Here is a 27000-nt window from a genome sequence, read left to right on the forward strand (position 1 = left end):
GTGGCGGCGCTCGCGGTACCCTGTGGGCCTTGCTGCCCCGTGAGACTTCATGAAACGTCACTTCTCGATGCTGCGCGAGTTCCATCTGGCGGACTGGTTCACCCTCGCCAACGCTTTCTGCGGCACCGGCGCGGTGTTTGCCGCGATGCGTTTCCTGCAGGATGGCGAGCGCGGCTACCTGCTGTTCGGTATGGCGCTGATCCCGCTGGCTTTCATTTTCGACGCGCTGGACGGCCGCATCGCGCGCTGGCGCAAGTCCAGTTCGACGCTGGGCCGCGAGCTCGACTCGCTGTCGGACGTGATTTCCTTCGGTGTCGCACCCGCAGCGCTGGCCTATGCCTGTGGCATGCAGGGCGGCTGGGACTGGCTGGTGCTGAGCTACTTCGTCTGCTGCGGCGTCAGCCGCCTGGCCCGTTACAACGTGACCGCCGAGGCGATGAGCGGTGACGAAGGGAAGGTGAAGTACTTCGAGGGAACGCCGATTCCCACCAGCCTGGCGCTGGTGATCGTGCTGGCGATCGCCGCCGGCACCGATGCCATTGGCCGCGACCTGTGGCTGGGCCAGTGGCAGATCGGTCCTTGGCAGCTGCATCCGTTGGTGCTGCTGTTCGCGTTGTCCGGGTCGCTGATGATCAGCAAGACCCTGCGCATTCCCAAGCCATGACCCAGTCCTGCGGAGGAGTGCGATGACCAGCTCGGCCAACGACCCCGGCAGCAGCGATTTCGAGAACCTGGCCCGGCAGTACTTCGGCGCCTGGGGTGATGCCCTGCGCCATGCCGCCGTGCCGGGAACGCCCTCTGGTGACGACCCGGGCAGCTGGAAGCGCCTGTTCGACTGGTGGGGCCAACTGTTGCCCGGGACCGGTGCTGCGGCGCCGGAAGAGGCGATACGGCGGTTCCGCGAACAGGCTGGCAGCTGGTACGGCACCATGCAGGAAGTCGCGGCACGCTTTGCCGGCCGCGATGCCAGCAGTGCCGAGGTTGCCCAGGCCTGGCGTGAAGCGGTGAAGGGGCAGGGTGACGGCATGCTGCAGTGGATGCTGCAGGGGGCCCGCGGCAGCACCCATGTGGACGCTGCTCCGCCCGAGTTCACGGCGTGGTTCCAGCAGTTGCAGACGCTGGCCGGCCCTTGGTTGCAGAGTCCGGCGTTCGGGCCCGGCCGCGAGCATCAGGCGCGGTGGCAGGCCCTGCTGCGCGCGCAGGAGGAGTATCAGCATCACTCGCAGGCCTATATCGAGCAGATCAAGCAGGCGCTGGAAGAGGCGTTCGACCTGTTCGAACAGCGCCTGGCCGAGCATGAGCAGCCCGGCAGCCAGCTGACCAGCGCACGGGCGATGTTCGATCTGTGGATCGAAGTGGCCGAGGAGGCCTACGCCAAGGTCGCCATGTCTGCACCTTTCCAGCAGATCTACGCAGCGCTGGGCAATGCGCAGATGCGCCTGCGCGCGGGGCTGCAACGCGAGGTGGAACAGATGAGTGAACGCATCGGCCTGCCGACCCGCACCGAGATGGATGCCGCCCACCGTCGCATCGCCGAGCTGGAGCGCAGCCTGCGCCGGCTGCAGGCACAGGTAGCGGTGCTTGCCGGTACCGACGCGGTCGATCCGGTGGCCCAGCCGGCGCCTGCGAGGGTCAGGCCCGTCGCGCGCAAGCCTGCTGCGAAGAAGGCGCCAGCGAAGAAAGCTGCTGCGAAGAAGGCGCCAGCGAAGAAGGCCACCTCGCGCACCACCACGCGGACGTCGTAAGCGATGAAAGGACCGCTGGGCTTCAATGCCGATGACCTGATGCAGGAGACCCTGGCCATGCAGCGCAAGCTGATGGAAGGGTTGAAGCTGCTGCCGCAGGTGGAGGATGTCGACTATGGCGCCACCGCCCGCGAAGAAGTCTGGCGCGATGGCAAAGTGGCGCTGTATCGCTTCGTCGGCGAGAACGCACCGGTCCGGCGCACGCCGCTGCTGATCGTGTACGCGCTGGTCAATCGCCCGTACATGGTGGACCTGCAGGCCGATCGCTCACTGGTGCAGAAGCTGCTGGCGCTGGGCCAGGACGTGTACGTGCTGGACTGGGGCTATCCGGATCGTTCCGAGCGCTACCAGACGCTTGAGGACTACCTGCTGCGCTACATCGATGGTGCGGTGGATGCGCTGCGTGCACGCAGTGAAGGCCCTGTCGACATGCTCGGCATCTGCCAGGGCGGCGTGTTCGCCCTGTGTTACGCCGCGCTGCGCCGGCAGAAGCTGGGCAATCTGATCACCATGGTCACCCCGGTCGATTTCCAGACGGCCGACAACATGCTGTCGCACTGGGCGCAGCAGGTGGATGTGGATCTGCTGGTGGACACGCTGGGCAACATCCCGGCCGATCTGATGAATGCCAGCTACCTGATGCTCAAACCGTTCCGCCTGAACGTGCAGAAGTACGTGGGCCTGCTCGACATCCTCGATGACAAGGCCGCGCTGGAAGACTTCCTGCGCATGGAAAAGTGGATCTTCGACTCGCCCGATCTGGCGGGCGAGGCCTTCCGTGAGTTCATCAAGCAGTTCTACCAGGGCAACGGACTGGTCAACGGCACCGTGTATATCGGTGAGGAGGCGGTGGACCTGGCCAAGGTGACCCTGCCCGTGCTCAACATCTACGCCGAACAGGATCACTTGGTGCCGCCGGATGCGTCGCGTGCAATGCGCGGGCGCCTGGGTACGCAGGACTACACCGAATCCAGTTTCCGCGGTGGGCATATTGGTATTTACGTGTCCGGGCGCGCGCAGCGCGAAGTGCCGGCGACCATCGACAACTGGCTGAAGGAACGCACGCCATGAAGTATTTCCCCTTGCTCGCGCTTGCGTTGGCCCTTGCACCGGGCATTGCCGGCGCAGCGCCCAGCGCCGATGCACGCCGCGAGATCACGCAGCTGATTGGCAGCCTGGATGGCTCCCAGTGCCAGTTCCAGCGCAATGGCAGCTGGTACGGACCCGCCGACGCGCGTTCGCACCTGCAGCGTAAATACGACTACCTGCTGAAGAAGGACATGGTCGACACTGCCGAGCAGTTCATCGAACGTGCGGCGAGCCAGAGCAGCATGAGTGGCAAGGCGTATCGGATCCGCTGCCCCGGCCAGCCCGAACAGACCTCTGCGGCGTGGTTCGGCGCGCGCCTGCAGGCCTTGCGCCAACGCACGCCGTAGACATTGCAGGCGCTACAGTGGCAGCAGCCAGTCAGCCGGGAGACCTCGCCATGAACGCTGTGCCGCGCACCCTGTCGCGCTCGCTGAACGACCGCATGATCGCCGGAGTGATGGGCGGCATCGCCCATCGTTTCGGCTGGAACCCGACCCTGGTACGGGTGCTGTACGTGGTGGTCTCGCTGGCGTCGGCCGCCTTCCCGGGCATCCTGATCTACCTGCTGCTGTGGCTGCTGATCCCCAACGAGGCCGATTGAACGCCGCGTCCCGGCCCTGGCCGATCTGGCTGCGCGCGCTGCAGGTGCTGGGCGCGCTGTGGACCGTGCCCAATACCCTGATCGGCCTGCTCGGCGGTCTGGCCGGGTTGCTGGGCGGCGCGAAGATGCGCTGGAGTGGTCGCGACTGCGCGGTGGTGTTCGACCATTGGCCGTGGGGCCCGGGCGGAGCGATCACCCTGGGCAACGTGATCCTGCACACCGGCCACGACCTGGGCATGTGCTGCCGTACCTACGCGCATCAGGCGGGGTGGGGCGTGGAGCCGCTGATCCGGCTGGATGACCACGAGCGTGCGCACGTGTACCAGTACCTGGTGCTGGGGCCGCTGTGCCTGCCGGTGTATCTGCTGTGTGGGGGCGTCAGCGCGCGCAATCCGTTCGAGCGCGCGGCTGATCATTACGCGCGGTTCGGGCACGGCTGGTGGCCGTAGTTTCCAGCCAACGGCGCAGCCCCTCGTGGGTGGTCGCGTAGAGCGAATCATGTGATTGGGCCGGGCAGGTGGGTTGCGCAGGGGCCGCTGCAAGTACGTCCCTGTAAGCTCGGTCGCCGCATCCATGCGGCTCACGCCCCTGCGCAACCCACCTGCCCAGCCCCTGACAGTTTCCGGGCGCGTCCAGCCACGGAAAAGAAAAAGAACAGCAGAAGCGGGTCGCGCGCTGCGCTTGCTCGTGTAGAGCCGAGCCTGCGCTCGGCTTCGCGGACTGGCTTGAACGCAGCCGAGCGTGGGCTCGGCTCTACAAGAACCGGCTGGCCAGGTCGCTTTTGCTTTTGATCTTCTTTTTCTTTTCCGTGGGTGGCGGACCGCAGAAATCTGTCAGAGGGCGGGCGGGTTGGGTTCGCGGGGGTGTCCGCGGCATGGATGCCGCGGCCAAGCCTCCAGGGACGGATTCACGGCGTCCCCCGCGAATCCAACCCGGCCGACCAGCGCGACGGCTTTTGCATTCCCCGACCAGCCAACCCAGCCACGAGGGGCTGCGCCGTTGGCTGGAAATCGCCCTATTCGTTAGTCAGAAGTTAAAGATACGTAAGCATTCTGCTGCGATCCCGCAGTCATCTGCATGCAACCGATCGTCATTAGTCTTCGTGACGTTCCAGTCAGCTTGGTCGCGGTAAGCTCTACCCCGATGGGCTCGCAAGTACCGCTCATCGTGTGCAGTACGCAGTAGCAATTTGGAGGAAGACATCACATGGCAATCGTTCTTTATGTCGGTGGTAGCAAGGATGGCGAGAAGGGCGTGGTGCCCTACGGCTTCAGCAAATCCCGCGCCGATACCGCGCTGGGGCCGGAGTTCTACACGGAGCGGTTCATGGAACTGCAGGGTGTCGGCAAGGTCCGCCTGATGGCGCTTGAGAGCCTGCGTGACGACATCGTCATGCAGCGTGCCGCCCGCCACTACCGCTGACCTTCGCACTACGCGGCAGGACGCGCCCCACCATCGCGCGTCCGCGCCGGCATCCCAGCCCGGGGCCAGTCCGAGCCCCCTTTGCCAGGATGCCGGCGTCCGATCCGGACCCACCGCCTGAACCGCCGCTCTGTCAACGCCTTGTCCCTGCCGCCCGCGCATTGCAAGAATGGGCCTTTCCCGCAATGCGGCCCAGGCCGGAAACAATGCACGACGCCAAGCACGCCCAGCGCCAGCACGCCCAGCAGATCGCCCAGACCATCGCCGATGAAATCGGTGCCCAGACCGCCCAGGTCAGTGCCGCCGTCGGCCTGCTCGATGAGGGCGCCAGCGTTCCGTTCATTGCCCGCTACCGCAAGGAAGTCACCGGCGGCCTGGACGACACCCAGCTGCGCAATCTGGAAACCCGCCTGACCTACCTGCGCGAGCTGGAAGACCGCCGTGCGGCGGTGCTGGCCAGCATCGGCGAACAGGGCAAGCTCAGCGATGAGCTGCGCAACGAGATCCTCGCTGCCGACACCAAGAGCCGGCTGGAAGACCTGTACCTGCCGTACAAGCCCAAGCGCCGCACCCGCGCGCAGATCGCCCGCGAAGCCGGACTGGAGTCGTTGGCCGACGGCCTGCTGGGCGATCCGACGCGGGACCCGCAGGTCTTTGCTGCCACGTTCGTGGATGCCGACAAGGGCGTGGCCGATACCAAGGCCGCGCTGGAAGGTGCCCGCGCGATCCTGATGGAGCGCTGGGGCGAGGACGCCACGCTGGTTGGTGAACTGCGCAGCTGGTTGAGCGAGCACGGCGTGATCCGTGCCCGCGTCGCCGAGGGCAAGGAAACCGAGGGTGCCAAGTACCGCGATTATTTTGAGCACGCCGAGTCGCTGGCGAAGATCCCCTCGCACCGGTTGTTGGCGTTGTTCCGCGCGCGCCGCGAGGAGATCCTGTTCCTGGAACTGGACCCGGGCAAGGATGCCGAGGCCGGTCATCAGTACGCCGAAGGGCGCGTGGCGCACAACGCTGGCATTCGCGATGCGGGGCGCCCCGGCGATCGCTGGCTGCTCGATGCCTGCCGCCTGACCTGGCGAGCGAAGCTGCACATGCACCTGCTGCTGGACCTGTTCAACCAGGCTCGCGAGAAAGCCGAGGCCGAAGCCATCGCGGTGTTCGGCGACAACCTCAAGGATCTGCTGCTGGCCGCGCCGGCTGGCCCGAAAAGCGTGCTGGGCGTGGATCCGGGCATCCGCACCGGCTGCAAGATCGCCGTGGTCGACGCCACCGGCAAGCTGGTCGCCACCGACACCATCTACCCGCACGAACCCCGCCGGCAGTGGGAGCAGTCGCTGCAGACGATCAAGCAGCTGTGTGCCAAGCACAACGTGCAGCTGATCGCGATCGGCAACGGCACCGCCAGCCGCGAGACCGACAAGCTGGCCGGTGAAGCCATCAAGGCGCTGGGTGACAACGCGCCGCAGAAGATCGTGGTCAGTGAAGCCGGGGCTTCGGTGTATTCGGCGTCGGAAACGGCGGCCAAGGAGTTCCCCGACCTGGACGTGTCGATCCGTGGTGCGGTATCGATCGCGCGTCGCCTGCAGGACCCGCTTGCCGAACTGGTGAAGATCGAGCCGAAGGCGATCGGCGTGGGGCAGTACCAGCACGACGTGGATCAGTACCGCCTGGCGCGTGCGCTGGATGCGCGCGTGGAGGACTGCGTGAATGCCGTCGGCGTGTACGTCAACACGGCGTCGGCTGCATTGTTGTCGCGCGTGTCGGGCCTGTCGTCGACGGTGGCCGAGAACATCGTGCGCCACCGCGATGACAACGGCCCGTTCAAGCGTCGCAAGGACCTGTTGAAGGTGTCGCGGTTGGGCGAGAAGACGTTTGAGCAATGCGCAGGCTTCCTGCGTATCGCCGATGGCGATGAGCCGTTGGATGCATCGTCGGTGCATCCGGAAGCTTATCCAGTGGTCGAGCGCATCGTGGCCAGTACCGCGCGCCCGATCAAGGCGCTGATCGGCGACGGCAGTTTCCTGCGCGGCCTGAAGGCCGAGCAGTTCACCGACGAAACGTTCGGTGTGCCGACCGTGCGCGACATCCTCAAGGAACTGGAAAAGCCTGGCCGCGATCCGCGCCCGGAGTTCAAGGCGGCCCGTTTCGCTGATGGCGTCGAGGACATCAAGGACCTGCGCGAGGGCATGGTGCTGGAAGGCGTGGTCAGCAACGTGGCCGCGTTCGGTGCGTTCGTCGATATCGGCGTGCACCAGGACGGCCTGATCCACATCTCGGCGCTGTCCGATACCTACGTGAAGGATCCGCGCGACGTGGTCAAGGCCGGCGACATCGTCAAGGTGAAGGTGCTGGAGGTGGATGTGCCGCGCAAGCGCATCGCCCTGACCCGTCGCCTGGACGACACGCCCGGCCAGGCCACCAGCCGCCCGGGCAGCCGTGACGAACGCAGCCAGGGGCAGGCGCCGCGTCGCGACGCCGGTAACCCAGGGCAGGGACGTGGCCAGGGGCGCAACCCGGGCAATGGCGGGCGCCCGGCACAGGCCGCGCCGCCAGCCAACAATGCCCTGGCCGAGGCGTTCGCCCGGGCCAAGCGCAGCTGAGTCCGCCGTCCCCCTCCCGGCGTGATCCGGGCGGGGGACTTGTCGATGTTCCCCGGCAATGCGCACACTTGCGCCGGAAGGGGCGCTTGGGCCCCTGCTGTCGCTGGGGAGGCCATGCCGTCAGCACCATCCACCCTGTTCCGTGACCGCTGTGGCGCCTCGCCACGGCCTGCGGGCAGCTGCGTCTGCAGGGGAGGCGGCTGATGGCCGATCAGGAAAACAGCGGCAGCGCACTGCTGGAGCGCCGGCTGCAGGAACTGGCCGAAGAGCGCCGTCGCCTGGCGATGATCATCGAGGGCACTGCGGCCGGCACCTGGGAATGGAACGTCCAGAGCGGGCAGATGCGGGTCAACGAACGCTGGGCCGAGATCGTCGGCTACCGGTTGGACGAGCTGGAGCCGATCTGCCAGAAGACCTTCATCGCGTTGGTCCATCCGGATGATCTGGCGCTGTCCGATGCGGCTCTGCAGGACCACTTCGATGGCCGCACCGACCACTATGTCTGCCTGTTGCGGATGCGCCACAGGAATGGCGAATGGATCTGGATCCACGATCGCGGACGGGTGTTCGAGTGGGACGCGCAGGGCAGGCCACTGTGGATGGCCGGCGCACATGCAGACGTCACCGAACTGCAGCAGGCGCGCCAGGACGCAGCCGAAATGCGGCAGCGCCTGCAGGCGATGGTGGATGCTTCCGACGAAGTGGCGGTGATCGCGACCGACACCGATGGCATCGTCACCATTTTCAATACCGGCGCGCAGCGTCTGCTCGGCTACACCGCTGCTGAAGTAGTGGGTGCGCGCCGCCTGGATGCCTTCCACGACCCGGTTGAACTGCAGGCGTGGCTGCGACCGCTGGCGACCGCCAATGGACAGGTTCCGGGTGTGTTCGAGGCACTCAGTGCACGTGCCGACGGCCAGACGTATTCGCGGCAGTGGACACTGCTGCGCAAGGACGGTCAGCGTCGCCAGGTGCGCCTGTCGATCAGCCGCATGGATGGCGCCAATGGCGAGCGCATCGGCTATGTCGGCATGGCCATCGACGTCACCGAGATCCTGCAGGCGCGCGCCGAGGCTCGTCTTGCGGCGGACAAGTTCGCCGGTGCGTTCACCTCGGCGGCCTTGGGCATGGCGCTGGTGTCGCTGGAAGGGCGCTGGCTCGATGTCAACGATGCGCTGTGCCGCATTCTCGGCTACACGCGCGAGGAACTGCTGCAGGTCGATTTCCAGCGGTTGACCCATCCGGCCGATCTACAGACCGACCTGGCCCTGGTGCAGGACCTGCTGGCGGGGCGACGCACGCACTATCACCTTGAAAAGCGCTACCTGGGCCGTGAGGGCAACACCATCTGGGCACGGCTGTCGGTATCACTGGTACGCAATGAGCGCGGTGAACCGTTGCATTTCGTGTCGCAGATCCAGGATGTCAGCGCCCAGCGCAGCAGCGAGCAGCGCCTGTTCGAAAGCGAGCAGCGCAGCCGCATCACCCTGGATGCGGTTGCCGACCTGGTGCTCAGCGTTGCCCTGGACGGCCGTATCGAATACGCCAACGCGGCCGCCGTGCGAATGCTTGCCGGTGATGGCGCGCTGTCGCTTGCCGGGCATCGCGTGCAGGACGTGCTGTCGTTGACTACCGAATACGCACCGCAGTCGCAGCTCGACGTCGGCGTACTGTTGGATCCGGAAAGCAATGCCGTGGACCTGCATGCCGATCTGCTGCTGCAGATGGGCAGCGCTGTGGTGCCGGTGGACCTGACCCGCGCCTGGCTTCGCGATGACGAGGGCCAGGTGCGTGGCGCGGTGTGGGTGCTGCGCGATGACACCCAGCAGCGTGCACGCGAGCGCGAGGCACGACACCTGGCGGAGATGGACCCGCTGACCGAACTGGGTAACCGCCGCGGCTTCGAAGTGCATCTGCAGCAGGCGATCACCCGGGTCGAGCGGACGGGGCAGGCGGCGTCGTTGATGTATATCGATCTTGACCGGTTCAAGCCGGTCAACGATACCTTTGGGCACCTGGCCGGCGATGCCGTGTTGTGGGCAGTGGCCAGCGTATTGCGCCATGGCGTGCGCGATTCGGATGTGGTGGCGCGGCTGGGCGGTGACGAATTCGCAGTGATCCTGTCCGGGTGCAGTCCGCGGCGTGCGGCGCGCATCGGTGGTGAACTGCTGCATACCCTGTCAAGCTTGTCCATTCCGTGGGATCAGCACCAACTGCGGATCGGTGCCAGCATCGGCATCGCGCCGCTTGCCGCCGGCATGAGCGTGGACCAGGCCGTCGCCGCCGCCGATGCCCAGTGCTACCGGGCCAAGGCAATGGGCCGCAACAACGTGCAGGTGCAGGGAGAAAGCAGTGAACTTCCCGGCGGTTCGTCGGCGGAGGGCAGCGACCTCGGCGATGGCTGATCTCAGCCTGTGAGAGGGGCGCGGCGAATACTGCGCCAACACCCCACCTCCGCAGGAAAACGAAATGAGGTCCTGGAACCTGAGTGCAGTCCGTGCCTATGCGCCAGCCACTATCGGCTGGTCCCTGGCTTTGTCTGGCTGGCTCCGGCTGGAGCAGCTGCGCAATGATCAGCAGGCCCGGATGCTGGTCCCCGTGGTGCAGTGGGGCGTGGCGGTGATGCTGCTGTTCACGCTGGGTTGCATCGTCGCTGCCAGCGTGACGATCTGGCGTGCCCGGCGCGGTGATACGCAGCAGCGCCGTTGATCTGCACGCAGGGCAGACGATGGACGGCTACAGCGCAGCCGGATCCATCAGCAGGAACGTGCCCGGACTGCGCTGGTGCGCATCGATCAGGGGGACCAGGCGGCGGAAGTGCTCGGTTGCACAGTGGGTGTCCAGCGCTGCGCGATCCGGCCACTGCTCAATGAATATGAAGTGGCCGGGATCCTTCTGGTCGACGAACAGGTCGTAGGCGATGCACAGAGGTTCCCGCCGCGTGCAGGCAACCAGCTCGCGGTATAGCGGCAGGACGATTTCGACCGCGTCAGGATGTATGAAATCCTCGGCGATGACCTTGAGCATGCTGGAACTCCCGTGCAGGAAACGCAGCATTGTAGGTGCGCGCCGCCAGGGCCTCAGCGCAGCACCTCTTCGGCATCCACCAGCTGCACGTCATGCATCATGTTGAGGTAGGCCTCGTAGTAGCCTTTGTGCGAAGCGCCAACGATGGCCAGCAGGCGGGTTCCCGGCCGCTGGCCCAGCACTTCGCGGATGTTGGCGACCATGCGCAGGTTGCGGGTTTCCCAGTAGCCCACATAGTTGCGACCAAAGCCCTGGGGGGAGGGCTCGACCAGCGCGGCGCCGAAGTCCGCCTGGTAGGTCTGCAGGCCGACGCCGGGGCGGTTGTAGGTGCGGTACAGCTCCAGCACGCCATTGACCTTGCCGATGTTGGCATACAGCGGCTCGTCGGCGTCGCGCCGCGCGTTTGCCTGCGGGTTGTCCCACGCCTTCATGATTGCTTCGCGTGCCGCCTTCTCGTCCTCGGGCGGAGTGGGCGAATCGGCGGTGTGGTCGTCCACTGCCCACAGGCGTTCCAGCCCCAGGCGGGCAGCGAGCACTGCCGCCACCAGGTTGGTTTCACTGCGGCGGGTCAGGCTCTTGTCGAGAATCTCGACCAGCGCAGCATCCAGACCGTCGCCGGCGATCCGGTCCTGCACAGGCAGACGCAGCCATTGCACTTGCGCCGATCCGCGCTCGCCAGCGGCCAGGAACACTGCGGCCAGGTGCCGACGCTGCGCTGCTGTCGGGATTGCCGGCCATGCCGACAGCAGGCGCCCCATCTCGGCGTTCGCGCTGGGCACGTCGAGGCCGGTGGCGACATGGACCACGTCGGTGTCGAAGCAGTAGGTTTCAACGCTTTCGGCATAGCGGCTGGGATTGCGACGCATGAAGTCGCACTGCAGGCCGGACAGGTTTTCGGTGGCAATCGCCTGCGGGTGCCAACGTGCCAGGCGCTGCAGCAAGGGCTCCAGCAGGGCCGGCTCGAAGGTCTTTGGCAGTTCCGACAGATGTGCTGTCCCAAGCACCAGTACTTCGTTGTGGCGACCGGCGGGTGGTCCCTTCAGCTGGTCGGGATGGAAGCTGGGACGGAACCCCGCGTCGCTGGCCAATGCACCGGCACTGCACAGGCTGAGGATGATGATGGCGTTCAAGCATCGAAGCATGTTGCCTCCCAGGAAAAATCCAGTCAGTGAGCACATGCTCGCTGGCAGCGCGCAGGCGTGGGATGTCCCGATGGTCATTGCAACCTTCTGCGTGCCTGTCGCATCCCCTTTCCGTCGGCGCTGGTCCAGAATGGTGGCTGGAAGACTTCCGGAAGCGCGTCATGGATGAAATCGCCACTATCGTAGCCGCAGGTGCCGTGCTTGGTGCACTGGCTGGCTGGATCGGGCCGGGCAGGTGGCGCTGGCAGCTGTTGCGGCTGGCACCGTTGCTGCTGGTGCCGTTCGCGTTGTACATCCTCGCCACCCGCAGCTGGATCTTCGGTGGTGGCGGGCCACTGGTGGAACATTCCCTGCTGGTGGTCTGCGGCAGTCTGGGCTACCTGCCGGCGGTGCTGGCAACGATGCTGCTGCGCTGGGTTCTGTGGCGCGCTGCCGACCAGGGGCTGGCCCCCTAAAGTAGTTGGTCGCCCCGCCGATACCTTCTCTGGAGCCCGCTGCTGGTTCCCGCTGCCGGACCCGAGGCTGCCTCCGATGGTCGGCCTGTGCCGTGTGCTCCGCCGCTGTTTGATGACGATCGCAGCTGCCGTACTGTTTCTGCCAGTCGCTCGAGTGACGCCTTCCGGCGTCTGCAGTCCCAGGCAATCGAAGTTGCCGCCGGGCATCCCGCCCGGCGGGTCGCAACCGCTACCCGGACACCGAGGATCAGACGATGCTTATTTCAGGCTCCATGGAAGGTGCTCAGGCGCCGGCCGAAGTGCTCACCCGTTGGTCTCCCCTGCGCGCACTGCAGGGGGTGTTGGGCAGGCAGCGCCGCGCCACAGCGGTGGCCGAGCAGCATCGGCGGCACGTCGAGCTTGAGGCCCAGGTTGCTGCACTGCATCGGGTGCAGGCGGTCATCGAGTTCGCGCTCGACGGCACCATCCTGCAGGCCAATGACAACTTCCTGCAGGCAGTGGGATATCGCCTGGATGAGATCCAGGGCGGGCATCACTCCCTGTTTGTCGATCCCGAGGACGCGCGCAGTACCGGATACCGCGACTTCTGGGCGCGACTCGGCCGCGGTGAATTCGATGCAGGGCAGTACCGGCGCTTCGGCAAGGGTGGGCGCGAGATATGGATCCAGGCCTCCTACAACCCGGTGCTTGACCAGCACGGGCGGCCATACAAGGTGGTCAAGTTCGCGACTGACATCACGGCGCAGAAGCAGCAGGCAGCCGAGTCGGCGGGGCAGCTGGCCGCCATCGATAAATCGCAGGCAGTCATCGAGTTCAGCATGGATGGCCGCATCCTGACGGCCAATGCGAACTTCCTGGCCGCCACCGGCTATACGCTGGAAGAAGTACGCGGCAAGCATCATTCGCTGTTCGTCGAGCCCGACTATCGGGCCAGTGTCGAGTATCGCCGGTTCTGGGAAAAGCTCGGCTCCGGCGAGTACGACGCAGGCCAGTACCGGCGGCTGGGCAAAGGTGGCCGCGAAGTGTGGATCCAGGCGTCGTACAACCCGATCCTCGATGCGGGCGGGCGGCCGTTCAAGGTCGTCAAGTACGCCACCGACATCACCGCACAGGTGCATGAGAGCCAGGCCATGCAGCGCGCCGTAGCGCAGACGCGCGAGGTGGTTGCGTCGGCAAAGGAGGGCGACCTGACCCGGAGCATCGCCATGGCCGACAAGAGCGGCCCGATCGCCGAACTGTGCGACGGTGTCAATGCGCTGGTCGAAGCAATGGCCGGAATCATCGGTCAGATCAAGTTCGCCGCGGACACCATTGCAGTGGGTGCGAGCGAAATCGCGGAAGGCAACAACGACCTGTCCCAGCGTACCGAGCAGCAGGCGGCGTCACTGGAAGAAACCGCGGTGTCGATGAAGGGGCTGGCCGAGACCGTGCAGCGCACCGCCACCAACGCGCGCCAGGCCAGCCAACTGGCCGGCGGCGCCGCCGATGTGGCCGCACGCGGTGGCCAGGTGGTACATGACGTGGTCTCGACGATGGCGGTAATCAACGCGTCCTCGCGTCGCATCGTCGACATCATCGGCGTGATCGATGGGATTGCGTTCCAGACCAACATCCTGGCGCTCAACGCGGCCGTGGAAGCGGCGCGTGCCGGCGAGCATGGTCGTGGTTTCGCCGTGGTCGCCACCGAGATCCGCGAGCTCTCGCAGCGCTCGGCGGGTGCGGCGAAGGAAATCAAACAGCTGATCGATGCGTCGGTTGCCAACGTCGGCGCCGGAACAGCGCAGGTCGAGAGTGCAGGGCGGACCATGGACGAGATCGTGGTCGACGTGCGTCGGGTCAGTGACCTGATGACCGAGATCAGCGCCGCTGCGCAACAGCAGAGCGACGACATCCAGCAGATGAACCACGCGGTGGATCTGATCGACCAGGGCACGCAGCAGAATGCGGCGCTGGTGGAAGAGGCCTCCGCGGCCGCGCGCAGCATGGAGGAGCAGTCCTCGCAACTGTTGCAGACGGTTGCAGGGTTCCGTGTGCACGCGGGGCCTGGTTCAGGGCACGGCCATGGCGTGCATGCGCCGGCGCTGCGGGTGGTGTAGCGCGTAGAGCCGCGCTGGGCTATGGAGCGGCGCGGCCTTCGCCCTGGCCGCGCAGCAATCCCTCGCGTTGCATGCCTGCGCGTTCGAGCACGGCAATGGATCGCAGATTGCTGTCGAGTACGGTGGCCTGGATGCGCACGCAACTTAGTGCGGTATGCGCCCAGGCGATGACCGCGCGCGCCGCCCCGGTCGCGAGCCCGCGTCCCTGATGGGCAGGGGACAGGTCGTAGGCCAGTTCAGCCCGGTGGTGCTCGATGTCGATGTCGTTGAGGCCGACGGTGCCGAGCAGCTGGTCGTCGTTGTCGAAGATCGCCCAGCGGCGGCATCGCGTGCTGCGCGCATGGTCGACGATCTGCCGCTGCAGAGCCTCTACAGAGACATCGCCCCAGCTGGTGTGCTCGATCACGCCCGGCAGCGACAGGTAGTTCGACCAGGCGACAGCGTCTGGCAGGACCAGTTCGCGCAGGTGGGCCTGGAGCGCTGGGGGAAGGATTGGAGTGGAGTGTGTTGCCATCGATCGAGTGTCGGCGGCGTCGGTCGGGCAGGGCAAGACCGGAAACGACAAAGGCCAGGTCGTAGACCTGGCCTTTGATCGTGGTGCCGGTGAAAGGACTCGAACCTTCATGGGGTCACCCCCGGCTGATTTTGAGTCAGCTGCGTATACCATTCCGCCACACCGGCAGCAGCGGGCTAGTGTACCCGAGCTCGGCGGGTGTTGATAGAGGTGCGGGCGAACGGGGCTGAAATGGCGTTGAATTGTCGGTATCGGCTGGCTGCTGGCTATACTGTGAAGGCTTAACAGGCACAGGAGCGATAGCGCTATGTCAGCGTTGCAGGACCTGCGGGTGCTGGTAGTCGAAAACGATGAAATGAGTGCGGCCCTGCTGCAGATGCAACTGGTGCAGTCCGGCGCTCTGGTCGTCGGCCTGGCCCCGTCCGTTGCCGAGGCGCTGCGCTTGCTGGAAGAGGCCGCCCCTGACGTGGCCCTGTTGGATTACCGCTTGGCCCACAACGAGACCAGTGAACCGGTTGCTGCGGCGCTGGCCGCGCGCGGCGTGCCGTTCGTGCTCGCCACTGGCATGGCCGCTGAACAACTGCCGGTCGCGATGCAATCCGGCGTACTGCTGATCAAGCCCTATCTGTCGGCGGAACTGTCCAAGGCCTTGGTCCGCGCCGTGGGGCGTTCCAGCGCCAACGCCTGATCCAGTCGTTCAGGCGGCTTCCTCGTAGACGTAACGGATCTCCTCGCGGTCGTCGAGGATGGCGTACTGCGCCGCCAGGTTGTCCGGGTCCGGGTTGAGCCATGCGTCCAGGTGCTCGGCGCGGATCGGCAGTACGCCCCGGTCATGGCCGGCAGCGGCGACATCGATTGATGGTGCATCGGTGATGGTGGCGAAAGACAGCAGGCGTCCTTCCGGACCCTCCCATTCCGCCCACAGGCAGGCCAGCAGCAGGTCGCGCGGCGGGTCGGGGCGGAATTCCAGCACCAGATCCTGTGCCTTCTCGTCATTGTGCAAGGTGCGGCCGGCAATGGCATGGCGAGGTACGTGCTCGTAGAAGGCCTGTACCACCACCACGCCATGGCGCAGCCCGAAGGCCCCGCGCCAATAGCCTTCCAGGCTGTCCCGCCGCGCATTGTAGGTGCCCGGGTAGAGCACATCGTTGCGCGCGGGCTTGTCCGGCAGCCGGCATTGATAGCGCATGGGCTTGATCACGCGCCGACCATTCTCGCTGACCATCACCGGTGCGTAGGTGCCGGGAAAAATACGGTTGTCGCGTGGCAGCAGCTGTTCCCGGTGCAGGTCGTCCAGCCGTGCCTGTGCGCGGTCGATGCGGTTGCCGGCAACGCGCAGGTCATTGCGTGCCTTCTGCGTGGGCCGGGTGGCCAGGGTCGCATTGGCGATGTCGCGACGTTCAAGCTGCCGTTCCAGCTCGGCCTGCAGCTGTTGCCGCTCCTGAGCATGCCACTGCTGGATTTTCGCCACGATGTCGCGGCCCAGCTCGGTGCGCGCACCCGCAAATCCGTCGTCCATGGCTTTTGGCGTCTTCGGCCGTTTCTTGCCGGGATCATGCGCATACAGTTCGGCGAATTCCTCCAGGGAGAGGACAGCGCCGAACTCGCGCACCAGCTTGGCGTAGTCGGCGCGGATCAGGGCGGAATAGCACATGGGACTCTGCCGGAAGATGGGTCGCAGCGGCTGCGACGCGGATGCGGCAGGATAGCCCGACCTTCCAGGAGACGTTGCATGAATGATCCAGAGACGATCCAGTTCCGCGAGGCAGTGCCGACGGTCGAGGACTACTGCCAGCTGCGTGCACTGGCCGGGCTCAGTGCAAAGACCCATGAGGCGGCAACGCGGGCATTGCCCAACACTGTCTTCGGTGTCTGTGCCTACCTGGGCAGCGAGCTGGTAGCGATGGGTAGGATCATCGGCGATGGCGGTTGCCATCTGCAGGTCTGCGATATCGCCGTGCTGCCCCGTCTGCAGGGTCAGGGCCTGGGCAAGGCGGTGATGCAGCGTCTGGGCGACTGGATGCAGGGCAATCTGCCGCCCTCGGCGTACGTGAGTCTGTTGGCCGATGGCGAAGCGCATCGGCTGTATGCGCAGTTTGGCTTTGCGCCGACCGCGCCAGCCTCGATCGGCATGTATCGCCGGTTCTGAGGTACGGTTACCGCGGAATCGCAGGCAAAGAAAAACCCCGGCCGAAGCCGGGGTTTCAAAGATTGGCGTCCCCACGGGGATTCGAACCCCGGTCGCCACCGTGAAAGGGTGATGTCCTAGGCCTCTAGACGATGGGGACGCACGAAAAACTTCAGGTTGTAGGACTTTCGACGGCCTAATGCCGAAAGTGGTGGAGCCAAGCGGGATCGAACCGCTGACCTCCTGCATGCCATGCAGGCGCTCTCCCAGCTGAGCTATGGCCCCATGAAACTTCGGATTCCTGCTGGGAGCAGGGTCCTTTTTGAAACTGGCGTCCCCACGGGGATTCGAACCCCGGTCGCCACCGTGAAAGGGTGATGTCCTAGGCCTCTAGACGATGGGGACGCACGAAAAACTTCAAGTTGTAGAACTCTCGACGGCCTAATGTCGAAAGTGGTGGAGCCAAGCGGGATCGAACCGCTGACCTCCTGCATGCCATGCAGGCGCTCTCCCAGCTGAGCTATGGCCCCGTGTTACCGAGCCGCCTATCATACCTGCCTGTTCACATTTGTGGAAGCTTTTTTTGAAGCTTTTTCATCGAATCGTTCATTGCCACAAGGGCGGGGAGCGTTCCGACGCCACAACCTGAATGCCGGTGGGCGGTGAACAAAAAAGACCCGGTTATCGGCCGGGTCCTCGTTGTTCATGATGAGTGGCGTCCCCACGGGGATTCGAACCCCGGTCGCCACCGTGAAAGGGTGATGTCCTAGGCCTCTAGACGATGGGGACGCAGATCTCATCAATGTTCTTTGCGACCTTTCGACGGCCTAATGCCGAAAGTATGGTGGAGCCAAGCGGGATCGAACCGCTGACCTCCTGCATGCCATGCAGGCGCTCTCCCAGCTGAGCTATGGCCCCACGTCGCTGAGGAGCGAAATAATAGCTGTGCCCCCGGGGGTTGGCAAGCGCTTTGTTGCACTTTTCTTCACGTAGCGCGCGCGATGGCGCAGCTGCGTTTTCTGCATGCCGGGCAGCACATGTGTCGATGCAGAAGCGAAGGGTTCAGCGGTCTTCCCCGGTCAGCGCTGCCAGGATCGGGCACTGGTCGAGCGCGCCATGTCCGGGGCAGGCATCGACCAGTTGGGAGAGCGCGCCATGCATGCGCTGCAGCTCCGCCATCCGCAGTTCGATGTCCTGCAGGCGTATCCGCGCAGTGTCACGCACGCTGCCCATGTCCTGCGGAGGATGGTCGCTGAGGGAAAGCAGTTCACCGATCTCATCGAGACTGAAGCCCAACGCCTTTGCCCGGCGGATGAAGCGCAGGCGTCGCAGGTCCTGCTCGCCGAAGATGCGGTAGCCACCTGCCGAGCGCGCTGCGGTGGGCAGAAGCTGCTGACGTTCGTAGTAGCGGACGGTATCGATGGGAACGCCGGCCTGACGTGCCAACTGACCAATGTTCACGGCGGACTCCTTGGGACCTGCCGTGCATAGTCATCCCTGGACTCTGGTCAAGAGTCAAGGCTTTGCCGGCATCGCCTATTCAGCACACTTTGCAACTTTCTTCATATCCCCCAGGGCAAAGCAGTTCCTACCCTGCGCCTGAACCGGCCGCTCGACGGCCTGAACCGGAAGAGGAGGTGGGGAGTGGAGGGAATCAGGAACGAGGGATTCGTAGAGGTTGCGGTGGTTGAATACCCCGGAGGCGATCCGTCGGCTGCATCGGTGCTTGCCGAAATGGCACACGTCGCCAATCGTCTGGCACAGCAGCAGCGGCGGCCCTGCAAGCGGGTGCTGGTGACCCGCTGGATCGTGCCCGCCAGCAACACCGGCGTGCACCGCATCGCCGGTGCAGAGATGCTGGACGCGGCAATTCCTGCGGTGATCGCCTTGCCGGGGCAGGTCAGTTCCAGCACGTCGGTGCGTGCCGAGGACGTCCTGCTGGATTGGTTGCGGGCCCACTACGACGGCGGCAGCCTGCTGGCCGCCGCAGGTGACGGGGTGAGTGTGCTGGCGCGGGCCGGTCTGCTGACCGGGCGTACGGTATCCGGCCCTGACCTCAACCGCCATCCGGCGCTGCAGGTGCAGGTCGGCAGCTGGGCGCCCAGTGAGCGGGCACTCGTCGATGACGGCGATCTGCTCACCGTGGGCGGCGCCCAGGCCTGGCGCTTCCTTGGCTTGCGCCTGCTGTACCGGCTGCATGGCCAGGGCGTGGCCAGCGCGGTGGCGCAGCAGTTGGGAATAGTGGTGCCGGTCGGCATCCAGCAGGATCTCGAGCGATTCAGTGCCAATTTCGCCCATGGCGACCGGGACGTGCTGAAGGCACAGCGCTGGTTGCATACCACGGCCGCACGTGGGGCCACGCTGGGCGCGATCTGTGAGATTTCCGGATTGGAACCGCGGACCCTGCAGCGTCGTTTCCTGAAGGCGACCGGGCTGCGGCCCATCGAGTATTGCCAGCGGCTGCGCGTGGCCAAGGCGCAGACGTTGCTGCAGCAGGGCGCCAGCATCGATGAAGTTGCCTGGGGTGTGGGTTACGCCGATCAGAGCGCATTCCGCCGGCTGTTCCTGCGCATTGTCGGCATGACGCCCGCCAACTATCGTCGCCACGTCAGCAGCAAACGCCGCGATCGTCCGCTGACGCCTGCTGTGGCCGGCAGCCTGCGGGGGCTGCGCGCCTCGCCGGGCACGCAGCTGGGTCGCAGCGCCGCTTGATGAACAAGGTTCAATGCGTCGTGCTTGCATAGCGGGCTCGACGCTTTGACCATGCGGGTCTGTGCAGGCGAGAGCGGGTAAGCTGATGTCGAGTGTTGGGCCGGTGCCGATGCCGGTGGTGTTGATCCTGATCTTCCTGCTGCTGGCGATGGCCATTGCGCGGATCTGGTCGCGTGGTGAACCTGGTCAGGTTCGGCCGCCCGCAGCTGGGATGGTGCTGGACATGTTGCTGGTTGGTCTGCTGTGTGGCCGGCTGTCGTTTGTCGCAGCGCATTTCAGCCTCTATCGTGAAGCTCCCTGGAGCGTGCTGCAGATTGCCGATGGCGGGTACCACCTTCCCGTTGTTGTTGGCGCTGGATTTGCCTGGGCGCTGTGGCGGCTGCGCCGGCAGTGCCCGTTGCGGGCGCCGGTGCTGGCAGGTGCGCTGGTTGGGTTGCTGTTGTGGGGCGGGGCAAGCCAGGGGCTCGCGTACTGGCAGGCAAAGCAGATGCCACTGCCCACGCTGCAGGTGGTCGACCTGCAGGGCAGGGCGATTGACCTGCAGAAGTTTCATGGCAAGCCGCTGGTACTGAACCTGTGGGCCAGCTGGTGTGGCCCGTGCCGCCGGGAGATGCCGGTGCTGGCGACGGCGCAGCAGAAACATGCAGATGTCCAGTTCGTTTTCCTCAACCAGGGCGAGACCCTTGTGGAGGTTCAGACCTTTCTTGCCGCTGAACGCATCTCGCTGGGCAACGTCCTGCTGGATGAGGCTTCGGCTGCGTCGACCACGCTGGACGTCCGGGCTTTCCCTTCCACGCTCTTCTTCGATGCGCAGGGACGGTTGCAGGAACTGCATCTTGGCGAACTGACCCAGGCCGGTCTTGAACACAAACTGCGCCGGCTGCGGTAGCCTGCGCTGGCATCCCACTACGGAGTTTCCATGTTGTCGATTTCCCCGCGCATCGCGCATACGCTGATGCTGCCGGCCATGCTGGCGCTGGCTGCCTGCAGCCAGGCACAGACCCCGCCGGGCAAGGATGCCGCTGCACCGGCAACCGCTTCGGCATTGGCGGCTGCTAAAAAGGGCGAGTTGCCGGCTGTCCTGAAGGGCATCGAGAAGCATGGCTTCGAGGTGGTCTCCGAATTCGACGCGCCGGGTGGCCTGCGCGGCTTTGCCGGCATGGTCGGCGGCCAGCAGCCGGCGGCGGCCTACGTGACCGCCGATGGCAAGCATGTGCTGGTGGGCAGCCTGTTCGACGCCGAGGGCAACGAAGTTGCAGCCGAGACGCTGGAGAAGCTGGTTGCCGCGCCGGTGTCGGCCAAGATGTGGAGCAAGCTTGAAGCCAGTGCTTGGGTACGCGATGGCAAGGCTGATGCGCCGCGCGTGGTGTACACCTTCAGTGATGCCAACTGCCCTTACTGCCACAAATTCTGGGAGGCGGCACGCCCCTGGGTGGACGCAGGAAAGGTGCAGTTGCGCCACATCATGGTCGGCGTGATCCGGGAGGACAGCCCGGCCAAAGCGGCGGCGATCATGGCCGCACGCGATCCGAGTGCCGCACTGCTGGAGAACGAGCATCAGTTCGATCGTGGTGGCATCAAGCCGCTGCCCAGCATCAGCCGGGAGATCGCAGCCAAGCTGGATGCCAACCAGGTGCTGATGGTGGAGATGGGCTTCCAGGGCACGCCGGGCATCCTGTTCCAGGATGCGCAGGGCCAGGTGCAGCGACGTGCCGGCCTTCCGCAGGGCAACGATCTGCAGGCGGTGCTCGGCCCACGCTGAGGCGCCCTCGACATGCTGTTTTGAGCGACAGGCCCGCACGGCAACGTGTGGGCCTGTTGCTTTCTGCGACAGTCCCGGCGATGAGGGCTGCGCACGTCGTGAACAGATGTCACGTCTGAATCGTGACTGACATCAAGCATTTCGCTTTGATCCCAATCAAGGCCAAAAACGACAGTCGAACTAGCCTTGGCGCATGGATTACAGCGTCACTGCGTTATGGATGCCGCATACGTCACGCCCTCGAGAGGGCGTGCGCGCAATGCCATTCACGACATTCTCACCCAGCGCTTGTTACCCAGACGCCTGCGGTCGCCACCCCTTCGGCAGCACTGCTGCAGTGGGAGCGACCCCGGCGCAGTGTTGGCAATCGGGACAGTTTCATTGCCCTGTTGCCTGCAACGTGCAGGCTGGCGACGGTCGTCGACGCAGTACCCGCATTTCCAGCAACGGCTCGTTGAGGTCGGGATGGCGCACGCGCGCTGTACGACCGGACAGCGGGAGTTTCAGCCCAGGGAGGATGCAATGCGCTTGGCGGTACTGAGTCTGGGGTGTCTGACGGCGATGGCAGCGATGCCGCTGCGTGCTCAGGACGATGCGCAGGCGTTGCGTCGGGAGATCGACGCGATGCGGCAGACGCTGGAAAGCATGCAGCAGCGTCTGGACCAGCTTGAACGACGCGAAGAGCATGCAGTTGCGGCTCCCGTTGCAGCGTCGTTGCCGATGCCCGCTGCAGCGCAGTCGACCACGACGGAGTCAACCGCCAGCGGCATCCTGCACCCTACCCAGGTGCCTGGCGTGGCACCTCCTGTGCTGCCACAGCGTGAATCGGTGGCCGATCCTTCAACGGCAGCCTCGCGTCCAGACAGCGCCGCCGGCCCCACCGATCCGGACCTGAAAGGCTTCTTTGCCATTCCCGGCACCGACACCGTGATCCGCATTGGCGGCTATGCCAAGCTCGATGCGATTGCGGATTCGCGCGGGGCAGGGGACGAAGATCAGTTCATTCCCTCATCGATGCCGGTGGGCGGCAACCATCGGGATGTTTCGAACTTCAACATCCACGCCAAGCAGACGCGTTTCAGCTTCGAGGCGCGGCGGCCGACCACGCACGGCAACCTCCGCTTCTATCTGGAGAATGATTTCTTCGGCAGCAGCGATGGCTATGAATTCCGCCTGCGTCACGCCTATGGCCAGCTGGGCAACACCTACGCGGGGTATGGCTATTCCAGTTTCATGGATCCGGACAGCCTGCCCGACACGCTGGATTTTGCTGGCCCCGGCGGCGCCGGCTACCTGCTTGTGGCCGGCATCCATCACAGCTTTGCGCTGGGCAAGGGCAACACCCTGACGCTGGCCGCCGAAGACCCGGACACCGAGCTGGCTGGCGCCAGCGATGCGATGGCGGCAGTCAATCGACTGCCGGATGTAAGTGCCATCGCGCGCATGGAGCGCGACTGGGGCCACCTGCAGTTGGGCGTCGTGGCGCGCAATCTGGCCTACGACGGCGATGCCCGTCGTGACCGCGTCTTTGCCGGTGGCGCGCAGCTCAGTGGCTCGGTCTCGGTGGGGGAACGCGATCTGCTGCTGTTCGGCGCGTTGGGCGGCCGCGGCCTGAGCCGCTATACCGCCGACCTCACCGGCTCAGGTCTGGACGCCGTGGTAGGTGCCGATGGACGCATCGATGCGCTGGATCTGCACGGTGGCTTCGTCGGTTACACCCATTACTGGTCGGATCTGTGGCGCTCGAACCTGATCTACGGTCAGCTGACCCTGGAACGCAATGTGGCGCTGCCGACCGATGCATTCCGGCAAAGCCGCTACGGCATGTTCAACCTGATCTGGAGCCCGGCACCGTCGTGGACGATGGGCATGGAACTGCTGTACGGCCGCCTGCAGCAGCAGGGCGGAGCGCGCGGCGACACGGTCCGGGTGCAGGGCAGCCTGCAATACAACTTCATCAAGTAGGCGCCAGCGGCAGCACGCCAGCGTAGCCATTCCCCACGCCCGGGTTCACCGGGCCCATGCCAGGTACAGGAGATTGTCATGGCAGAAGCAAAGAAAATCGGGGTGGTCGGAGCCACCTTCCTCGTCGCCGGCAACATGATGGGCTCAGGGGTGTTCCTGCTGCCCTCCAGCCTGGCCAAGATCGGTACCGCCTCGATATGGGGGTGGCTGATCACCACGGCCGGCGCGCTGCTGCTGGCCTTCGTGTTCGCCAAGCTCGGCAAGCTGGCGCCCAAGGCGGGCGGCCCGTACGCGTATGCGCGCGACTGGTTCGGTCCCTACATGGGCTTCCAGACCAACACCATCTACTGGTTCGCCAACTGGATCGGCAACGTTGCCATTCCCATCGCGGCGGTGGGCTACTTCAGCTATTTCTTCCCGATCCTGTCCGAGCCGCTGGTGCGCTGCATCGCGGTGCTGATCCTGGTGTGGGCGCTGAGCTTTGCCAACATGATTGGCCCGGCATTCGTCAGCCGCGTGCAGACGGTCACCACCAGCTTCGCGCTGGTGCCGATCCTGGGTATCGCCATCTTCGGCTGGTTCTTCTTCGATGCCGACATCTTCAAGGGCGCGTACAACGTGTCCGGCGAATCGAACTTCGGCGCAATCTCCAGTGCTGCGGCATTGACCCTGTGGGCGTTCATCGGCGTGGAGTCGGCGTCGGTGACCGCAGGTGTGGTCGAGAATCCGGAGAAGAACGTGGCCCGCGCCACCCTGGCCGGTGTGTTCCTGGCCGCCATTGCCTACATCGCCAGCTCGTCGGTGATCATGGGCATGGTGCCCAACGGCGAGCTGCAGGTGTCTGACGCACCGTTCGCACTGGCCGCGGCCAAGGCCGTGGGCGGTTGGGGTGGTGCGGTGGTCAGCCTGTGTGCCTTCGTTGGCGCCGCCGGTTCGCTGGGCGGTTGGATCCTGCTGACCGCGCAGAGCGCCAAGGCGGCCTCCGATGATGGCCTGTTCCCCAGCATCTTCAGCAAGACCAACAAGGACGACGTGCCGGTCAAGGGCGTGCTGATCGTGGCTGTGCTGATGACCCTGGCGGTGCTGGTGACCTCCACCTCGAAGACCGCCTCGGCCCAGTTCGACGTGATCACCTCGGCGGCGGTGGTGTTGACGCTGCTGCCGTACATCTATTCGTGCGTGGCGTGCTACTTCGTGGTGGAGCGGTCGCACACGCTGGTGCACACCGGTGCGTTCTGGACCCTGACCAGCCTGACGGTCGTGTACTGCCTGTGGGCGATCTATGGCTCGTCGGGAACGATCGTGCAGTACGCCTTCCTGTTCGTGCTGTTCATCACTGTGTTCTATCCCTTCTTCAGCGAGGAGCGTCGCCAGCAGCGGCAGCGTTCCCGCGAGGCGGCGGCGATTTCAGTCGGCGCGCAGCGTTCCTGAGTTAGACAAGGAGAATCAACGTGTATTTCAAGTCCCTGGATTATCCGGTCATCGTCATTGACGGTGACTACGATTCGCCGCGCATCGGCGGCATCCTCATCCGTGCGCTGGTGGAAGAACTGCGCAGCAATGATCAGCGCGTGCTGTGCGGCCTGAACCTCGATGACGCCCGTGCCGGCGCCCGGACCTACGTGGCCGCGTCGGCGGTGCTGATCTCGATCGACGGCAGCGAGGAGGTCGATGGCGAGTTCCAGCGCCTGACCGCTTTCCTGCGCGAACAGAGTGCGCGCCGCGCCAATCTTCCGGTGTTCCTGTACGGCGAGCGACGCACCATCGAGAAGGTGCCGAGCAAGCTGCTCAAGTACATCCACGGCTTCATCTTCCTGTTCGAAGACACCAAGAGCTTCATCTCGCGCCAGGTGATGCGCGCGGCTGAGGACTACATGCAGAATCTGCTGCCGCCGTTCTTCAAGGCGTTGATCCATCACGCGGCCGAGTCGAACTATTCCTGGCATACGCCGGGCCATGCCGGCGGCGTGGCCTTCACCAAGTCACCGGTCGGACGCGCCTTCCACCAGTTCTATGGTGAGAACACGCTGCGCAGCGATCTGTCGATTTCGGTGCCGGAGCTGGGCTCGCTGCTGGACCACACCGGCCCGATCAAGGACGCCGAGGACGAGGCCGCGCGCAACTTCGGTGCCGACCACACCTTCTTCGTCACCAACGGTACGTCGACGGCCAACAAAATCGTGTGGCACGGCACCGTGGCCCGCGGCGACGTGGTGTTCGTCGACCGCAACTGCCACAAGTCGCTGCTGCATGCGCTGATCATGACCGGCGCGGTGCCGGTGTATTTCACGCCCAGCCGCAACGCGCACGGCATCATCGGCCCGATCAGCCTGGACCAGTTCACTCCGGAAGCGCTGCAGCAGCGTATCGCCGCCAATCCGCTGGCCAGCCAGGCCTACCAGGCCGGCTCCAAGCCGCGCATCGCGGTGGTGACCAACTCGACCTACGACGGCCTGTGCTACAACGCCGAGAAGATCGCCGATGAGATCGGCAGCGCGGTCGACTTCCTGCATTTCGACGAGGCGTGGTATGCCTATGCCGCGTTCCATCCGTTCTACGAGAACCACTACGGCATGGCCAAGGGCAAGCCGCGTGAGCAGGATGCGATCATCTTCACCACGCACTCCACGCACAAGTTGCTGGCCGCATTCTCGCAGGCGTCGATGATCCACGTGCGCAACTCGGCCAGCCGCGACCTGGATGCCGAGCGCTTCAACGAAGCGTTCATGATGCATACCTCGACCAGCCCGCACTACGGGGTGATCGCCGCGTGCGATGTGGCCTCGAAGATGATGGAGGGCGATGCCGGTCGTTCGCTGGTGCAGGAAATGCATGACGAGGCGATTGCCTTCCGCCGGGCCATGCTGCACGTGCGCGATGATCTGGGTCGCGATGACTGGTGGTTCAGCGTATGGCAGCCGACCCAGGTCGAGCGCAGCCTGGACAAGGGCGATACACCGGCGCCGCTGGTCGCCAAGCGCGAGGAGTGGTACCTGCAGCCCGATGCGCATTGGCACGGGTTCGAGAACCTGGTCGACGACTATGTGCTGATCGATCCGATCAAGGTGACCCTGCTGACCCCGGGCCTGTCGATGGACGGCAGCATGGGCAAGCTGGGCATTCCGGCAGCGGTGCTGAGCAAGTTCCTGTGGGGCCGCGGCATCACCGTGGAGAAGACCAATCTGTACTCGGTGCTGTTCCTGTTCTCGATGGGCATCACCAAGGGCAAGTGGAGCACACTGGTTACCGAACTGATGGCGTTCAAGGAACTGTACGACCGCAACGCACCGCTGACCCAGGCGATGCCGTCGCTGGCCGCCGATTACCCCCATGCCTATGCCGGCTGGGGCCTGCGTGACCTGTGCGACGCGCTGCATGCGTTCAACCAGGAGTTCGCGGTGGCCAAGGTGATGCGTGAGATGTACGTGGACCTGCCGACACCGGTGATGACCCCGGCCGATGCCTACAACCACCTGGTGAAGGGCGAGATCGAGCGGGTCGACATCGAGCAGATCAGCGGCCGTATCGCGGCGACGATGCTGGTGCCGTACCCGCCGGGCATCCCGACCATCATGCCGGGCGAGCGCTTCGGCGACCGCGACGAGCCGATCATCCAGTCGCTGCGCATCGCCCGCGAGCAGAACGCGCGCTTCCCGGGCTTCGAGTCGGACGTGCATGGCCTTATCATCGAGCGCGATGGCGACGTGCCGTCCTACAAGGTGGAGGTGCTGAAGGTCTGAGC

General features: G+C 65.2%; 25 protein-coding genes and 7 tRNA genes. 20 read left to right on the forward strand and 12 right to left on the reverse strand.

The features are described from left to right. Positions 1–49 precede the first annotated feature (49 nt). The 10 genes from WKB25_RS07300 to WKB25_RS07345 all read left to right on the forward strand — a co-directional run bounded on the left by WKB25_RS07300 (position 50) and on the right by WKB25_RS07345 (position 10166). The gene (locus WKB25_RS07300; RefSeq protein WP_049467510.1) at positions 50–664 is read left to right on the forward strand and encodes a phosphatidylcholine/phosphatidylserine synthase; all 615 of its coding nucleotides are present in this window, start codon (positions 50–52) and stop codon (positions 662–664) included. A gap of 22 nt (positions 665–686) precedes the next feature. After that, positions 687–1745 carry a class III poly(R)-hydroxyalkanoic acid synthase subunit PhaE gene (phaE, locus tag WKB25_RS07305; protein ID WP_340569733.1) on the forward strand — a complete coding sequence of 353 codons (1059 nt, stop codon included), beginning with the start codon at positions 687–689 and terminating at the stop codon, positions 1743–1745. A 3-nt stretch (positions 1746–1748) separates the two neighbouring features. Next, positions 1749–2816, forward strand: coding sequence for a class III poly(R)-hydroxyalkanoic acid synthase subunit PhaC (phaC, locus tag WKB25_RS07310; protein ID WP_340569735.1), 1068 nt, complete (start codon positions 1749–1751; stop codon positions 2814–2816). Continuing rightward, the gene (locus WKB25_RS07315; protein WP_340569737.1) at positions 2813–3181 is read left to right on the forward strand and encodes a YfeK family protein; all 369 of its coding nucleotides are present in this window, start codon (positions 2813–2815) and stop codon (positions 3179–3181) included. Before phaC ends, WKB25_RS07315 begins: the two co-directional genes overlap by 4 nt. A gap of 50 nt (positions 3182–3231) precedes the next feature. Continuing rightward, positions 3232–3435 (forward strand): PspC domain-containing protein, encoded by a 204-nt coding sequence (locus WKB25_RS07320; protein WP_340569739.1) that lies wholly within the window; start codon positions 3232–3234, stop codon positions 3433–3435. Then, positions 3432–3884 carry a hypothetical protein gene (locus WKB25_RS07325; protein ID WP_340569741.1) on the forward strand — a complete coding sequence of 151 codons (453 nt, stop codon included), beginning with the start codon at positions 3432–3434 and terminating at the stop codon, positions 3882–3884. The genes WKB25_RS07320 and WKB25_RS07325 overlap by 4 nt, the downstream gene beginning before the upstream one ends. Before the next feature lie 757 nt (positions 3885–4641). Next, entirely contained in the window at positions 4642–4857 is a 216-nt protein-coding gene (locus WKB25_RS07330; protein ID WP_025879252.1) for a hypothetical protein, read from the forward strand. 206 nt (positions 4858–5063) lie between these two features. After that, positions 5064–7457 carry a Tex family protein gene (locus tag WKB25_RS07335; protein WP_340569745.1) on the forward strand — a complete coding sequence of 798 codons (2394 nt, stop codon included), beginning with the start codon at positions 5064–5066 and terminating at the stop codon, positions 7455–7457. Between the two features lie 203 nt (positions 7458–7660). Continuing rightward, on the forward strand, positions 7661–9862 hold the full coding sequence (locus WKB25_RS07340) for a PAS domain S-box protein (protein WP_340569746.1): 2202 nt from the start codon (positions 7661–7663) through the stop codon (positions 9860–9862). Positions 9863–9926: 64 nt separating this feature from the next. Beyond that, positions 9927–10166: a hypothetical protein gene (locus tag WKB25_RS07345; protein WP_340569747.1), complete on the forward strand. Its 240-nt coding sequence runs from the start codon at positions 9927–9929 to the stop codon at positions 10164–10166. 27 nt (positions 10167–10193) lie between these two features. On the opposite strand, the gene WKB25_RS07350 is transcribed toward WKB25_RS07345, so the two are convergent. Together WKB25_RS07350 and WKB25_RS07355 are read right to left on the reverse strand one after the other, a co-directional pair. Continuing rightward, positions 10194–10484, reverse strand: a complete 291-nt coding sequence (locus tag WKB25_RS07350) for a putative quinol monooxygenase (RefSeq protein WP_340569748.1) — start codon at positions 10482–10484, stop codon at positions 10194–10196. 53 nt (positions 10485–10537) lie between these two features. Next, positions 10538–11626: a DUF5694 domain-containing protein gene (locus WKB25_RS07355; RefSeq protein WP_340569749.1), complete on the reverse strand. Its 1089-nt coding sequence runs from the start codon at positions 11624–11626 to the stop codon at positions 10538–10540. A 161-nt stretch (positions 11627–11787) separates the two neighbouring features. On the opposite strand from WKB25_RS07355, the gene WKB25_RS07360 reads away from it, so the two are divergent. Beyond that, positions 11788–12081: a hypothetical protein gene (locus WKB25_RS07360; protein WP_340569750.1), complete on the forward strand. Its 294-nt coding sequence runs from the start codon at positions 11788–11790 to the stop codon at positions 12079–12081. 254 nt (positions 12082–12335) lie between these two features. Further along, a complete protein-coding gene (locus tag WKB25_RS07365; RefSeq protein WP_340569751.1) occupies positions 12336–14177 on the forward strand; it encodes a methyl-accepting chemotaxis protein in 1842 nt (613 codons plus the stop codon). A gap of 19 nt (positions 14178–14196) precedes the next feature. Here WKB25_RS07365 and WKB25_RS07370 read toward each other — a convergent pair whose 3' ends face one another. Together WKB25_RS07370 and WKB25_RS07375 are read right to left on the reverse strand one after the other, a co-directional pair. Then, complete coding sequence (locus WKB25_RS07370) at positions 14197–14691, reverse strand: GNAT family protein (protein WP_340569752.1); 495 nt, start codon at positions 14689–14691, stop codon at positions 14197–14199. Between the two features lie 81 nt (positions 14692–14772). Beyond that, positions 14773–14858, reverse strand: a tRNA-Leu gene (locus WKB25_RS07375). A gap of 140 nt (positions 14859–14998) precedes the next feature. Between WKB25_RS07375 and WKB25_RS07380 the strand changes: the two genes are divergently transcribed. After that, positions 14999–15379, forward strand: a complete 381-nt coding sequence (locus tag WKB25_RS07380; protein WP_340569753.1) for a response regulator — start codon at positions 14999–15001, stop codon at positions 15377–15379. 9 nt (positions 15380–15388) lie between these two features. On the opposite strand, the gene WKB25_RS07385 is transcribed toward WKB25_RS07380, so the two are convergent. Then, complete coding sequence (locus WKB25_RS07385; protein ID WP_340569754.1) at positions 15389–16345, reverse strand: SOS response-associated peptidase family protein; 957 nt, start codon at positions 16343–16345, stop codon at positions 15389–15391. A 78-nt stretch (positions 16346–16423) separates the two neighbouring features. Here WKB25_RS07385 and WKB25_RS07390 point away from each other — a divergent pair, with 78 nt between their 5' ends. Further along, positions 16424–16840 carry a GNAT family N-acetyltransferase gene (locus WKB25_RS07390; protein WP_340569755.1) on the forward strand — a complete coding sequence of 139 codons (417 nt, stop codon included), beginning with the start codon at positions 16424–16426 and terminating at the stop codon, positions 16838–16840. 63 nt (positions 16841–16903) lie between these two features. Here WKB25_RS07390 and WKB25_RS07395 read toward each other — a convergent pair. From WKB25_RS07395 to WKB25_RS07425, 7 genes are all read right to left on the reverse strand, one after another. Continuing rightward, positions 16904–16979 (reverse strand) — tRNA-Glu (locus WKB25_RS07395). Positions 16980–17028: 49 nt separating this feature from the next. Further along, positions 17029–17104, reverse strand: a tRNA-Ala gene (locus WKB25_RS07400). 44 nt (positions 17105–17148) lie between these two features. Continuing rightward, a tRNA-Glu gene (locus tag WKB25_RS07405) sits at positions 17149–17224 on the reverse strand. Between the two features lie 49 nt (positions 17225–17273). Continuing rightward, a tRNA-Ala gene (locus WKB25_RS07410) sits at positions 17274–17349 on the reverse strand. 183 nt (positions 17350–17532) lie between these two features. Then, positions 17533–17608, reverse strand: a tRNA-Glu gene (locus tag WKB25_RS07415). A 53-nt stretch (positions 17609–17661) separates the two neighbouring features. Beyond that, positions 17662–17737 (reverse strand) — tRNA-Ala (locus WKB25_RS07420). A 144-nt stretch (positions 17738–17881) separates the two neighbouring features. Next, complete coding sequence (locus WKB25_RS07425; protein WP_089235984.1) at positions 17882–18280, reverse strand: MerR family transcriptional regulator; 399 nt, start codon at positions 18278–18280, stop codon at positions 17882–17884. Positions 18281–18463: 183 nt separating this feature from the next. Between WKB25_RS07425 and WKB25_RS07430 the strand changes: the two genes are divergently transcribed. From WKB25_RS07430 to WKB25_RS07455, 6 genes are all read left to right on the forward strand, one after another. After that, positions 18464–19531 carry a helix-turn-helix domain-containing protein gene (locus WKB25_RS07430; protein ID WP_180167383.1) on the forward strand — a complete coding sequence of 356 codons (1068 nt, stop codon included), beginning with the start codon at positions 18464–18466 and terminating at the stop codon, positions 19529–19531. 85 nt (positions 19532–19616) lie between these two features. Continuing rightward, complete coding sequence (locus WKB25_RS07435) at positions 19617–20420, forward strand: TlpA disulfide reductase family protein (RefSeq protein WP_340569807.1); 804 nt, start codon at positions 19617–19619, stop codon at positions 20418–20420. Between the two features lie 30 nt (positions 20421–20450). Further along, positions 20451–21293, forward strand: a complete 843-nt coding sequence (dsbG, locus tag WKB25_RS07440; RefSeq protein WP_340569756.1) for a thiol:disulfide interchange protein DsbG — start codon at positions 20451–20453, stop codon at positions 21291–21293. Positions 21294–21815: 522 nt separating this feature from the next. Beyond that, a complete protein-coding gene (locus tag WKB25_RS07445) occupies positions 21816–23258 on the forward strand; it encodes a DcaP family trimeric outer membrane transporter (RefSeq protein WP_340569757.1) in 1443 nt (480 codons plus the stop codon). Positions 23259–23336: 78 nt separating this feature from the next. After that, complete coding sequence (gene adiC / locus WKB25_RS07450) at positions 23337–24689, forward strand: arginine/agmatine antiporter (RefSeq protein ID WP_340569758.1); 1353 nt, start codon at positions 23337–23339, stop codon at positions 24687–24689. A gap of 20 nt (positions 24690–24709) precedes the next feature. Continuing rightward, entirely contained in the window at positions 24710–26998 is a 2289-nt protein-coding gene (locus WKB25_RS07455; RefSeq protein ID WP_340569759.1) for an Orn/Lys/Arg decarboxylase N-terminal domain-containing protein, read from the forward strand. Positions 26999–27000 lie beyond the last annotated feature (2 nt).

This window comes from Stenotrophomonas sp. G106K1, from assembly GCF_037969685.1.
GTDB lineage: Bacteria > Pseudomonadota > Gammaproteobacteria > Xanthomonadales > Xanthomonadaceae > Stenotrophomonas > Stenotrophomonas lactitubi.